At 61.2% G+C, this 13,056-nt stretch carries 9 protein-coding genes and 1 riboswitch; of the genes, 3 read left to right on the top strand and 6 right to left on the bottom strand.

Annotated elements, in window-relative coordinates; translation table 11 throughout:
* Positions 1-33: 33 nt before the first annotated feature.
* On the bottom strand, positions 34-669 hold the full coding sequence (locus tag DCC25_RS09725; RefSeq protein WP_136089911.1) for a hypothetical protein: 636 nt from the start codon (positions 667-669) through the stop codon (positions 34-36).
* Between the two features lie 71 nt (positions 670-740).
* Positions 741-823: riboswitch (SAM riboswitch) on the top strand.
* Between the two features lie 7 nt (positions 824-830).
* Here DCC25_RS09725 and DCC25_RS09720 point away from each other — a divergent pair.
* Entirely contained in the window at positions 831-1,424 is a 594-nt protein-coding gene (locus DCC25_RS09720; RefSeq protein ID WP_158524776.1) for an OsmC family protein, read from the top strand.
* On the opposite strand, the gene DCC25_RS09715 is transcribed toward DCC25_RS09720, so the two are convergent.
* The 5 genes from DCC25_RS09715 to DCC25_RS09695 form a co-directional block, all read right to left on the bottom strand.
* The gene (locus tag DCC25_RS09715) at positions 1,421-2,743 is read right to left on the bottom strand and encodes an MATE family efflux transporter (protein WP_233488059.1); all 1,323 of its coding nucleotides are present in this window, start codon (positions 2,741-2,743) and stop codon (positions 1,421-1,423) included. The genes DCC25_RS09720 and DCC25_RS09715 overlap by 4 nt on opposite strands.
* A 67-nt stretch (positions 2,744-2,810) precedes the next feature.
* Positions 2,811-3,761 (bottom strand): CPBP family intramembrane glutamic endopeptidase, encoded by a 951-nt coding sequence (locus tag DCC25_RS09710; RefSeq protein ID WP_158524775.1) that lies wholly within the window; start codon positions 3,759-3,761, stop codon positions 2,811-2,813.
* Positions 3,762-3,771: 10 nt separating this feature from the next.
* Positions 3,772-5,631, bottom strand: coding sequence for an ABC transporter ATP-binding protein (locus tag DCC25_RS09705; RefSeq protein WP_110101525.1), 1,860 nt, complete (start codon positions 5,629-5,631; stop codon positions 3,772-3,774).
* The gene (locus DCC25_RS09700) at positions 5,628-7,358 is read right to left on the bottom strand and encodes an ABC transporter ATP-binding protein (protein WP_110101524.1); all 1,731 of its coding nucleotides are present in this window, start codon (positions 7,356-7,358) and stop codon (positions 5,628-5,630) included. The genes DCC25_RS09705 and DCC25_RS09700 overlap by 4 nt, the downstream gene beginning before the upstream one ends.
* 36 nt (positions 7,359-7,394) lie before the next feature.
* A complete protein-coding gene (locus DCC25_RS09695) occupies positions 7,395-8,345 on the bottom strand; it encodes an acyl-CoA thioesterase (protein ID WP_158524774.1) in 951 nt (316 codons plus the stop codon).
* Positions 8,346-8,387: 42 nt separating this feature from the next.
* Between DCC25_RS09695 and DCC25_RS09690 the strand changes: the two genes are divergently transcribed.
* Together DCC25_RS09690 and DCC25_RS09685 are read left to right on the top strand one after the other, a co-directional pair.
* Positions 8,388-8,951, top strand: a complete 564-nt coding sequence (locus tag DCC25_RS09690; protein ID WP_110101543.1) for a HEAT repeat domain-containing protein — start codon at positions 8,388-8,390, stop codon at positions 8,949-8,951.
* A 186-nt stretch (positions 8,952-9,137) separates the two neighbouring features.
* The gene (locus tag DCC25_RS09685; RefSeq protein ID WP_110101522.1) at positions 9,138-12,983 is read left to right on the top strand and encodes a phosphodiester glycosidase family protein; all 3,846 of its coding nucleotides are present in this window, start codon (positions 9,138-9,140) and stop codon (positions 12,981-12,983) included.
* Positions 12,984-13,056 lie beyond the last annotated feature (73 nt).

Raw genomic sequence — 13,056 nt, 5'->3', positions numbered from 1 at the left:
ACAACAGGGCGCACCACAGACCAGCACTGCAGGTCAGGATTCTTTCGGCCTCCACCCACGACGACGAGCCCGGCGGGTGTCGAGATAGTACCCCACCCCGGGAATACTGCAAAACACCGCGTGAATAAAGGCCGCCGAGCCCACAATACCGAGCAGATTGTGAAAGTCAGCTCCGACGAAGATCGCGATGACGGTGGCCACCGCCGTGAGCACATCGACGGCTCCGGGGATCAACCAGTCGCGGGCCGGGGGGAATTCTTTGCGGTATCCACCACCGGCCACCAGCTGAGCAATGCCGGCAACCAGCAAGGCCAGGCTGAGGATGATCGCGGTGGCCATCACCCCGGCGGAGAACAGTTGGGCCCCAACTAATGCAACCGGCCCAAGCACCCAGGCGGCCGCAGCCATCGACAAAGGCGAGCGCATGGCCTCCGGCACCGGTTCTTGGCGCAGGAATTCCCACATCGCCACCCCGGTGAGAAACAGGTAGATGGCGCAGCTGACATTAACCCAGGCAGGGCCGGAGTCCATCAGGTCGGGCGCTTGGTAGATCAGCGAGAAGATCCCGAAGGCTAAGGCCACCCCGGCACGAATCAGATACGGTCGAAAAATCAGGTGGGCGGTGTCGGGGCTGATCTTGGACGGAGGCTGCTGTTGGGTCTGAGTCACGGGAGACATTCTAGGCAAGAAAACGTTCTCCGGCAGTTTTCTCCTTCGCGCCCGGTATGACAGAATATAAATGTCCATCACGAGCGGCCGAGAGATCTGGCTCCATGACGCCGCAGCAATCTATCTCGAGTGCTAATGCCAGAATCGATGGGAGCAAGAATATGACAACGTTCACCGAACAGCCCCAGGTGGCCGAATCTGAATCCAACCGGGTGTCCGGCGTGTTCTACGGTTCCGCTCAAACAACCGTGAGCACCGGTGCGTACCGTTTCCTGGTTGATGAGCCGGAAGCCTCCGGTGGAAAGAATGCAGCGCCTAACCCGATGGAATACATTCTCGGGGCCACCAACGGGTGTATTTCCGTGGTGATTGAGGCCAAGTCCGGCACACACCAGATCCCGATTCAGGGCATTCACACCTACTCCTATGCCTCCCAGGATTTGGGTGGTCTGGTGGCAGGCCGGGATGTCCAACCTCACTTTCACACCTATCATTTGGCCGTGTTAGTCCAGACCGATGTGCGCGACGCGGACCGACTACGGGCCTTCGCCCAGGACGTGGAGCACGCTTGCCCGGCAGCCAACCTGTTGCGAGCGGCCCAAGGGCTACAGCTGACCGTGCACTGGCAGTTCGTCGACCGGCTGGTTGATCACGATGCCGAGGCCGTGGTGAATCAGGCGCTGGGGGTCCCCAACCGGAATGAGCCGGTGGACGCTGCCGAACCATTTCTGACGCTCACCAACCCCGACGCCTAGGACGAGCGCGACGGGCCGACCACACTGCCCAACACGATCCAGGCCTCGCCCCGAATCCGCCACCACAGTGTCAGCGCACGAGCGCCCAGATATACCACGGCGAAGCCGACCCAGACCAACACCACCGATACGACCCCGGAGCCGTCGTCGAGCTGGGCGGCCAGCCAGCCGAGAAACAGAATGAACGGCAGGTAGAGCGCCAAGGCAACCACTGAGGCGATCCCGAGGTATTTGGCGTCCCCGGCACCCATCAGGATGCCGTCGAGGATGAACACATACCCCGCCAGCGGCTGGGCGATGGCCAACACCATCAGCCCGGCCGCTCCGGCCTGGATCACGACCGGGTCTTGGCTAAACATTCGCGGGATCACCGCAGACAGCCCGGCCAACAACAGCCCGGTGATCACCCCGAAGCCCATCGACCAGCGGATCATCGTCCGGGTCAGCTCCCGAACTTCCCGGCGGTGGCTGGCGCCGAGTTCCTGACCGACCAGTGCCTGGGCGGCGATGGCCAGCGCGTCCAGGGCGAACGACAGCGTGGAGAAGATGGTCATCACCATCTGGTGGCTGGCCAGCACTGGGGCGCCCAGTTGTGTGGCGGTCAGTACCGTGACCAAAATCCCGGCACGCAGTGCTGCCGAACGCACCAGCAACCACGACCCGATCTGGGCGGTGTCTTTCAGCCCCGCCAGGGTGGGCAACAAGCGACCGCCCTTTCCCCGGTAGCGGGTGGTGAGAATCATCAGGTAGATGCAGAACATCGCCCATTGGATCACTGAGGTGCCCAAGGCGGAGCCGATCACGCCGAGTCCGACCACGTAGATCAGCAGGTAATTGACCGCAATGTTGATCGCAAAGCCTACACCGGCGACCACCAGCGGGGTTTTGGCGTCGGCCAGTCCCCGCAGGGTGCCCACCGTGGCCAGGATAGCGGTCATGGCCGGAAGCCCGATCATCGAGTACTGCAGATACTCCACCGCGTGAGCGTGGGTCTGCCCGCTAGCCCCCAGCGCGCTCAGCACCCACGGGGCAGTGAGAGCCAAAGGTATGGCGATCACCACGCCCAGTAGCAACCCCAACCAGATACCGTCACGACCACGTTGCAGGGCCCGGTTGAGCTCACCGGCACCGAGAAAACGGGCGACAGCCGGGGTGGTGGAATAGGCCAGAAAGACGAGCAAGCCGGTCACGGTCTGCAGCACCGTGGCGGCCAATCCGACCCCGGCCAGCTGACTGGTACCCAGGTTGCCGATCATGGCGGTATCGACGACTAAAAACAGTGGCTCGGCGATCAGTGCCCCGAGTGAGGGCACGGCCAATGAAAGAATCTGGGCAGATACCGACCGCGGCCGGTCTGAACGGCGGGACTCAGCCTCAGGCACCGCGTTAAGCCAGGCCTGCCCACGGTGCGATGGTGAACCACCATGCCGCACCCAACTGCTCCCGGCCTTGTTCCAACAGCTCTGCCGGGGTGAGGTAGAGCAGACAGACCGACACCGCGTTATTGAAGGCGTGTTGGACGTAGCTGAAGGCCAGCGAGAACTTCATCAGCGTGTAGACCAGCGAGAACGCCAGTCCCATCACCGCGTACGGAATGGTTTCAATGATGTTGAATTGGCCCGCCCCAATGAAATGTAACAGCGAGAAGGTGATCACCGAGATCGGTACCGAAACCCACACCGTGACCCAGCGGGAGAGCTTACCGATCAGCAGGTGGCGGAAAATGTACTCTTCGACGAGCGGGCCACAAATTACCACAGTGATAAACATCAGCCAGAACGGGGCCACGGTGGTCATTTCCTCGAGCACCAGCTGGTTCTCCGAGCTGGGGACCTCACCGATCAACACGGTCACGACCAGGTTGATGATGATGGTGCCGAACCAGATGGCCGGAATCATCAACAGTTTCAGTGGCCACAGCCGGCGGAAGGACCGGAGCGAGGACAGTAGCGTCGGGCCGGCGGCGATGAGCACCAACACGGTCATGATCAGGTAGTTGATCAGATTCACCGCGAAACCGATTTCAACCGGGAACACGCCCCGGGCAAGGTCTTCGACGCTGACCGGATCGGTGCCCACCAGCCACGCCGAGAAGGACACAAACCCTGGAATGAACAGCATCAGCGCGCCGAGTCCGAGCAGAAACAGCAACACGTAACCCAGCACGGCGAGCAGGTCGCGCCACACAAACGGTCCGGGCCGGCAGTCCGGGATCACCGGGTTACGTGGCTCGCCCAGGCGGTTTCCCTGTGTGGCACCGGGCCATCCCGACGGGATCGGATACGGGGCGCCGGCGGGCTGGGTCCACCCCGGCGGAAGCTGTTGCTGATCAGTCATGAGTGCCAGTCTACTGGGGGTACTGGTCACCGGTGTTGTCAGTGTTGTGAGTGGCACCGTTGTGAGTGGCACCGTGGCTGGCATACTGATCGTGGTACAGCCGGGCGTAGGCGCCGCCACGGCGTAGTAGTTGCTCGTGTCTGCCCTGTTCGACAATCCGGCCGTGGTCCATGACCAAAATATGGTCGGCGTGTCGGATGGTGGATAGCCGGTGGGCGATCACGAAGGTGGTCCGATCTGCTCGAAGCGTGGCCATGCCCTGCTGGATCAGCTCTTCGGTGCGGGTATCGACCGAGCTGGTGGCTTCATCCAGAATCAGCACCTTCGGGTCGGCCAAAAACGCTCGGGCAATGGTCAACCGCTGTAACTCGCCGACGGAGAGGTTCTCGGCCTGCAACGAGATCTCCGTGTCATACCCCTCGGGCAACGTGGTCACGAACTCATGGACCCGGGTGGCCTTTGCGGCTGCTATCAGCTGCGCTTCGGTGGCCTCGGGCCGGCCGAGTCGCAGGTTCTCGGCGATGGTCCCGGTGAGCACCACCCCGTCTTGGAGCACCATGCCGATCTTCCGGCGCAGTTTGACCCGGGAGATCTTCGAAATGTCCTCGCCATCGAGGGTGATCCGACCGGCGTCCAGCTCGTAGAACCGCATCAGCAGATTCACCAATGTGGTCTTACCGGCCCCGGTGGGACCGACAATGGCGACCATCTCCCCGGGCGCCACATCCAGGTTGATCTCGCGAATCAGTGGCTCGTCGGTATAGGAAAAGCTCACGTCCTCAAAACGCACCGCACCCCGACCCGAGGTGGCGTCTGGTTCCGTGTTGTCAATGGCGGGATCGGCTTCGGGCTCGGCATCCAAGAACTCGAAGATCCGCCCGGCCGAGACCACCGCGGAGATCACCATATTCGAGGTGGAGGCCACCTCGCTGACCGGTTGGGAGAACTGTCGGGAGTACTGGATGAAGGCAGTCACCCCGCCTAAGGTCATCGACCCGCCGGCGACCTTCAGCGCACCCAGCACCGCCAGGCCCACATAGGCCAGCTGGGTGATCCACTCCATCAGCGGGTAGATCAGCCCTGAATAAAACTCTGCCTGAGCCGAGGCAGCATACAGGCGCTGATTGTCTTCGCGGAACTGGTCGCGCACCCGTTGCGCCCGCCCGAATGCCACCACGACCGGGTAGGAGCTGACGGTTTCTTCCACGCGCGCGTTCACCTCACCGGTCACCGCCCACTGTTCGGTGAATTTCCGATGTGACCGGGCCCCGACCAACACCACCACGATCGCTCCGGCAGGCAGGATCCCCAGGGCGACCAGGGCCAGCTGCCAGTCCAGCGCCAACATCATCACCGCGATCCCGATCAGAGTCATCAGCCCGTTGATCAGCGAGACCATACCACCTTGGATCGCCCCGTGGAGGTTATCCACATCGTTGGTGGTGCGCGAGAGGAGATCCCCGCGCGCCCGGTCATCCACCCAGGCCAGTGGCACCCGGTTCAGCTGAGCCTCGATCCGCTGGCGCAACCGGTATACCACCTGCACCGACACCCGATTGACCACCAGGCCCTGCAGGTACTCAAACCCCTGGGCCACCCCATAGAGCGCCAGGGTCAGCAGCGCGTACCGGTTCAGCTGGCTGAAATTAATGCCCGCTCCGGCGGTGTAGTCGGTCTCCACCGCACCGGAAAAAATCACGTCCATGGCCGCCCCGAGCATCAGCGGGGCCGCAACCGCAGCCATGACCGACACCACCGCCAACACCGGCACCAGCAGGATCATCCGCCAGTGGGCACCAAATAGTCGTAGCACACGCCCGGCCGTGGCAAAAAACCTGGGGGAGCTGTGTGCTGCCGTTTGTGCTGTCATGAGGTGACCTGCTGCGAGTCCATGATCTGCCGGTAGACCGGATTCGACTGGCTCAGTTCCGCGTGCGTACCGACCCCGACGATCCGGCCGCCTTCCAGCACCAGGATCTGATCGGCCTCGGTGATGGCCGCCACGCGTTGGTCCACCATCACCACGCTCGCGCCACTGGAGCGCTGATATCTGGTCAACCCGGCGCGCACCGCCGCCTCGGTGCTGGCATCCAGCGCCGAGAGCGCATCATCAAACACGTAGATCTGTCGCCCACCAACCAGCGCGCGAGCGATGCTGAGCCGCTGACGTTGCCCGCCGGACAGATTCGCCCCACCCTGGCTGATCGGGTACTCCAGGGCATCTTGTGGCCCCTCGGGCAGAAAGTCCCGGCACTGAGCGATCTCCAGGGCCTGATGCATCTGCTCCTCGGTGGCTTCAGGCGTGGCAAACCCCAGGTTGGATCCCACCGTTCCCGACAGCAGGGTCGCGGTTTGTGGGGCGAGCCCCACCAGATCCGACAGCCTCGCGCGCGGGATCTCACGAAGATCCACTCCACCGATCCGCACGGCCCCCGCGGTGGGATCGATCAGCCGGGTCATCAGCTTCACCAGCGTGGTCTTCCCTGACCCGGTGGAGCCGATGATCGCTGTGGTGGTCCCCGGGGGAATGCGGAAACTCACCTCATCCACGATGGGCGCCTCGGCCCCGGGTAGCTGGACCTGTACGTGATCAAACACCAGCTCCGCCGAGGCCGGTTGTGCCTTCTGTTGGTGCGGGGAGTCCAACTCCGGTTCGGTAGTCAGCACCTCCTGGATGCGCCGGGCTGCCACTGCCGCCCGCGGGATCATCATGAACACGAACACGCCCATCATCACCGCCATGAGAATCAGCGTCAGATACTGCATCAGCGCAGCAACGCCACCGACCTGCACTTCCCCGGCCGCCACCCGGTGCCCGCCGAAATACAGCACCGCGACCATCGCTGCCTGCAGGATCATGGCGATCACCGGGCCCATCAGCACCATCCAGCGACCAATGCCCAGGCTGATCGCAGTCAGTTTCCGGTTCGCCCGATCAAACCGTCGGGTCTGCTCGGCCTCCCGCACAAAGGCTCGCACCACGCGGATGCCAGCGATCTGCTCGCGCAGCACGGTATTCACCCCGTCAATGCTGTCTTGCATGGCCTGGAATAACGGCATCACCCGCGCGAAGAGTAACCAGACGAACAGCAACAGCACCGGGACTGCCACCCACACCACGGCGGAGAGCACCACATCTTGTTCCATGGCCATCACCAGCCCGCCGACCAGCATAATCGGGGACAATAACACCGTGGAGGCCACCACCAAGGCCAGCGACTGCACCTGTTCGACATCGTTGGTGGTCCGGGTGAGCAAGGTGCCGGGACCGAACTGTTGGACTTGATGTACCGACAGGTCGGTGACCTGCTCAAAGAGGTCGGCCCGCAGATCCCGGCCGATCCCCATCGTCGCCCGTGCTGCGAAGAACGTGGCCGCGACCTCACAGACCACCTGAAGGCCCGCCACCCCGAGCATCACCAACCCGGTGGAACCGATATATCCGGTATCCCCGGTGGCAATTCCGTGATCGATAATGTCAGCATTCAGTCGCGGCAGTGCCAGTGTCGCCATCGTGGCCATCACCTGCGCGATCACCACAATCAGCAGATGCCACCCGTAGGGTTTGGCGTAGCGACTGAGCAGGCGGAGAAGCACTCTCGCCATTCTACCGGACGGCCAGACCACCCAGCATTACAGGGCCCAGGAATAGGCAATCTCATTGCGCATCCGCACCAGCTCGGTGCAGTGTTGCTCCAGCTCGGTTTCCAACACCGTGCGCGGATGCCAGGGTCGAATTCGCTTGGCCTTCCCGTCCTCGCCGGGATCCACCAATACCGTGATCCCGTGGGCCACCGGGATCTGCGTGGGGTCAAACCGGGTCGAAGTCCAGGCCCGCAACATCACGTGCATGGAGTGTGCCGAGGTGTGCACCAGGCGAGCCTCGATCTCCAGTAAGTCACCGCCGTACACCATATTCTCGAACCGCACGCCCCCGGCAAAAACCGCAACCACATTGTCCTGCACCCAGCGGGCCCCGCATACGTTGGCGGCCTCATCCAGCCACCGCAACACCGAGCCACCGCCGACGCGTACGCCGACACCGGCATCCGGTTCGGAGACAATAAACCGCAGACGAATGATCTCGGCGGTAGTCTCTTCCTGCTCCGGAAAAGCAATGGTCATCAACGACTTTTCGGAGGCTTTCAGCTGATCCGAGCGGGCCTTGGCTTTCACCGCCCGCTCCTTGGCCGCATCCGTGGTCGGCTCCCAGGGCTTGACCCGGACCTTCTCACCGTTGTCGTCAATGGCCACATAGACCATGATCACCTCGGTGGCCACCGTCGGTTGCCCCTCGTCATCCCGAATGGTCGGAAGCACCAACCGAGACTGCACATGTACCGAGGAGGTTCCGGTATACAGCATGCGACACTGCACCGTGATCGGGGTTTCCACCGGCACCGGATGCGCGAAATGCAAGTTGCCCACATACCCGGCGACCACATTCGTTCCGGTCCACGAGGCCGCGGTGGCATACCCGGCCTTATCCAGCCAGCTCATCACCGTTCCCGCGGTCACGCTCCCGGTCGGAAAATCGTACGCCTCGGCACGAAACTGCAGAGAAAGTGAACTACGGGAGCGCATGCCTCTCAATTTATCACTGTGGCATCGACCATAATAGAGACCATGAGCAACACAGCACCGCATTCACTGTCCCCCACCACCGTGTCCCGCATTCACGACGCTGCTGAAACCCTCGGAACCAACCCGTTGCTGGACTGGGTCTGCCGCCTGCTGGATGGTCGCGCCCGGCACGGAGCAGACGGCGATCCGGATATCGCCGTGCTGGGCGGAATGGAGGCCGTCGAGGACTGGATGGGCCGTGTCTGGGCCGCCCAAACGCTACTAGAACTCTGGCACCACACCGCCACCACATCCGTGATCACCGCGCTCAACGATCCCGCCTGGCAGGTCCGCGTCATCGCCGTTGAGGTCGCCGGTTACCGTGACCTCAACGAGGCCACCGACACCTTGCTCGACCTGCTCGACGACCCCACCCCGCAGGTCCGCTCGCAGGCCGCCACCGCGTTGGGCGAGATCATCTCCGCCGAGAACGAATCCGCCCTGAAAGCCCTCAACAGCGCGGTCACCAGCACCGATTCGGTCATGGCTGACGCCGCCGAGTCTGCGCTGAACCGCGTGGCCGAACGCTTTGACCGCAGCGACCTGCGTCCCAGCCCGCGGTACTAGCCGATTACAAGAGATAAGTCGGCCCTGACGATCAGCACCTCGAAATACCCCGCTCGTGTCGCGCGCTCATCAACGCGTACCCATTAATACGTACGGGACATCATTCGGTAACTCACCCGTCACGATCAGGCTACCTCTCACACCTATGGTCAGTGCGTCGAATATCACTCTGACCTGGGAGAAAAGGTGTCACACTCTCTTCACTCAACTACCGCGCACGAGCGTGGCCGGTCGACGCGGTTCCGTCGTTTCGGTCGCTTCGCGACGATCGCCACACTCGCTTTCGGCCTCACTCTGTCACAGACCCCGGCATTCGCCACCCCTGCATTTCCCCACTCACAACGAACCACTGAGCAGGCATCCAAACAGCCCGTTGGTGAAACGCTCGAGACAGGCGGGCTCAACCTCACCGGTAGCGGCTCGACTCTGCATCAAGCAAACACTGAAACGATTGCCCCGGGCCTCAACCACACCTCGTTCACGCGCGAACAAAAGACCGGCTTCCAAACGGGTCATGTATTGAACGTGGACTTGACCAACGCTTCACTCTCACTCGATGTCGTCGATGGCGGTTCTGTGTCCGGCGTTTCGAGCGTATCCAATCAGATCGAGAACGAAGACAACGTCGTCGCTGCCGTCAACGGTGATTATTTTGATATGAACAACACCGGAGCCCCCATAGGCACAAATGTGTCTGCTTCAGAAGGGATCCGTTCCATCGCAAATGGCTCATCACAGGCGCTGTCTGTGCATGAAGGAACAGCGAGCATTGGAGCACTGACCAGTGCCGCCACGGCCACCATCGAAGGCAGAACCTACGACGTGCCGTCGGTGAACTCGCCAACCGAAGACCGCGACGGCATTGCGTACTACACCGCTGCCTGGGGCACAACACCGATTTCTCAAGCTCTGTCTGCCAACAAACGGACCGCCGTCAAAGTCATCGACGGGGCTGTTACCGAGATTCTCGAAGCCAGCGCTCTAGATTCAGACACCAATCTTTCCGAGGGCGAGGGCGTGCTCGTCTTTTCCGGTTCAAGCTCGGATCACGTCCCGACTGTTGGTACCAACGTTGAAATCTCGGTAGCGCTGGACCGCGATGTTGACCTGGCGGTTTCTGGCCAACAGGTGCTCGTCCGTGACGGTCGCGCCACCGGCGCAGAACAGGCAACTGCCGCCCGGACAGCTGTCGGGATCTCTCAAGACGGGACACAGCTATTTGTCGTTTCAATCGAGGGTCGGCAAGATGACGCGGTCGGTATGCGGCTCAGCGAACTTTCGGAGTTGATGGTAGATCTCGGTGCCTACCAGGCTCTCAACCTTGATGGTGGTGGATCCACCACTTTGCACACCCGCAATCCAGGCGACGCATCAGCATCACCGACCAACCGTCCTTCCGACGGTAAGGAGCGCGACGTCGCCAACGCCCTCGTCTTCCGTTCAACTGCTCAGGCACCGGCGGAAACCGCCGGCGTCACCGTCAACCCCGCAAGCGACTCGGAACGAACCGACCGCGTATTCACCGGACTTGGCCGGACTGTCATCGGTACCGCAACGAACTCCAGTGGTGATCCACTCCCCGCTGACGTCGCAATCTCTCCTGGTGATGGCCTCGAGCTACTCGGCACCCCGACACAGAACGACCGAGGACAAACAGTGGCCCGAGTTACTGGAACGAAGCACGGCCTCGCAACCGTTCGCGGTGAAAGCAACGGCGGAGAAGGAGAGCTACCTGTACGCGTTCTCGGAGAGCTCGAGCATCTCGAGCTAAGTCATCAGAGAGTAGCGTTAGAAAATGCGGATGCTTCCGCTTCGGTGCGTGTACTCGGAATTGACGGCGACGGTTTCCGTGCACCCATCGAAACCGAGGATATCGAGGTTTCCAGCAACGACACCATCGAGGTGACACCCAGTGGCGTGGACACTTTCACCGTGTCCCCGAACGCCGGTAGTGGAAGTGGCACCATCCACTTTAAAGTCGGCGAGAAGCGCATCGATCTCCCAGTGACCATTGGCTTCGAAGACGTCACTATTTCTGATTTCTCAGATGCTGACAGCTGGGAGTTCAGCCAGGCCCGCGCCTCTGGATCGGTCTCCCCTAGCGAGGGTGAAAATGGTGAAAATGCTCTTGAAATCTCCTACGACTTCACGGGGTCGACTGCAACTCGGGGCGCTTATGCTGCTCCGCCTCACCCGATTCAAGTGGATGGACAGCCCCGTTCAATTACCCTGAGCATCTACGGTGACGGCAATGGCGCATGGCCCCGTATTCAGTATTTAAACGGAGCAGGCACACGATCGAATCTTGATGGTGGAAATATCACCTGGCACGGGTGGCGAGATGTCACGTTCCCCGTTCCCGACGGGATCGAGTATCCCATCACGATCGAAATGGTGCGACTCATGGAAACGCGCCCTAACGCTTCCTATTCGGGCAGCGTGAAAATTGCGAACCTGGGCGCCGTGGTAGCCCCCGACACTGATGCGGGCGAAAAGACAGAAATTCACGATTCCGTTGTCGATACCGCTCGTCTGTATGAAGAACGACCGCAACAGATCGCAGTGATGAGCGATGCTCAGTTCGTCGCTCGTTCACCTCAGAGTCAAAATGTCCAAGGAGCGCGACGGGCACTGCAAGAGATCAAAGCCGCATCTCCTGATGCAATATTCATCGTTGGCGACTTTGTCGATGAGGCCTCGCCGGAAGATTTTGAACTCGCTAAGCGGATCCTTGATGAAGAAATTGGTGATGAAATTCCGGTGACCTATGCGCCCGGAAACCACGAAATCATGGGCGGGGAGATCGACAACTTTGTGGAAGCATTCGGCGACACAAGGACTTCTCAAAATCTACAGGGGACACAGTTCCTGACCCTCAACACCGCTCAGGGCGGGCTCCGGTCTTCCGATCGAGACCAACTTCCTTGGCTTGAAGATCGGCTGGAAGCAGCAGCCACAGATGAAGGCACGACCAGTGTCGTTTTGATGTGGCACCACCCAATGAATGATCCGCTACCAACCAAGCTCAGCCAGATGGGAAATCGCGTTGAAGCACGAGAGGTCCAAGACCGTCTGTCCCGCTTCCGGACCGAAACAGGCAAATCCGTCGCGGTTATCAACGGACATGTTGGAGTATTCCATGCGTCAACCGCCGACGGCGTGCCCGCAATTATCAACGGCAACAGTGGCAAAGGTCCCTCCGGCACACCCGAGACCGGAGGATTCGTCGGTTGGAGCATGCTCACAATAGATCCTTCTCAGGGCATCGTCGGTAAGTCCCCAGAGCCTGAAGTCGCACGTAATGCCTGGCTACAAGTGCAGATGCATCCTTTTGTCGATTCGATCACGCTCGGTGCAACTACCGAGCTCCCGTCAACCATGACGGTCGGTGACCAGGTATCCGTTGACGCTAGTTTCACCCAGGACGGCAAGCACATGCCGTTTGTCTGGCCGATGAGCGCCAAATGGGGTGGCGACCACGTAGAAGTCAACAATGGTGGATCAGAAGGGAATGCCGCGGTGATCCGAGTCAATCCTGCCACTGGTCAACTCGTAGCCACCCAACCGGGTACCGCAACGCTCACCTTCACGATTAATGGCGAGACCGCTTCACACACAGTCGAGGTCGTTGCAGCCCCAGCACAAGATCCCGAGGAGGAGCCGGAACCTAATCCAGACGCTACCCCTGAGCCACAACCGGTTCCGGAGCCTACCTCCGAAACAAGCACCGCCCCGCAACCAGGACCAGATACAGAACCAACCCCTGAACCCACCACGGGAACCACCACCCCCGAACAACAACCAACCCAGGAACCCACCGCGGGAACCACCACCCCCGAACAAGATATTGCTGGAGATCCGGGAGCTGGAACAGAACAAGTTCAAGAAGATTCTCCAGGTCGCGCTGAGTCAGAGAAAACTGGCACTCTCGCGAGCACAGGAGCCAACTTACTCCTTGTCCTCGGGGCAGGAATACTGCTTCTCGCAGGGGGATCTCTAGCCGCACTGTCGGCAACACGTCGCAGACACTAGGGACCTAGCCTACGAAATTGCCACCCCGGCGCATGCTTCAGCCCTCTGACAATGCGCGGGGGTGGCTCTCTTC

Source organism: Auritidibacter sp. NML120636 (genome assembly GCF_003185945.1).
Classification (GTDB): domain Bacteria; phylum Actinomycetota; class Actinomycetes; order Actinomycetales; family Micrococcaceae; genus Auritidibacter; species Auritidibacter ignavus.
Note: the sequence above shows the minus strand (reverse complement) of the source record. Positions and strands in the feature narration are given on the sequence as shown.

Excerpts from the sequence above, each read along its gene's own strand:
- DCC25_RS09695 (WP_158524774.1), bottom strand. The coding sequence starts at position 8,345 with ATGCGCTCCCGTAGTTCACTTTCTCTGCAGTTTCGTGCCGAGGCGTAC.
- DCC25_RS09705 (WP_110101525.1), bottom strand. The coding sequence starts at position 5,631 with ATGACAGCACAAACGGCAGCACACAGCTCCCCCAGGTTTTTTGCCACG.
- DCC25_RS09690 (WP_110101543.1), top strand. The coding sequence starts at position 8,388 with ATGAGCAACACAGCACCGCATTCACTGTCCCCCACCACCGTGTCCCGC.
- DCC25_RS09710 (WP_158524775.1), bottom strand. The coding sequence starts at position 3,761 with ATGACTGATCAGCAACAGCTTCCGCCGGGGTGGACCCAGCCCGCCGGC.
- DCC25_RS09720 (WP_158524776.1), top strand. The coding sequence starts at position 831 with ATGACAACGTTCACCGAACAGCCCCAGGTGGCCGAATCTGAATCCAAC.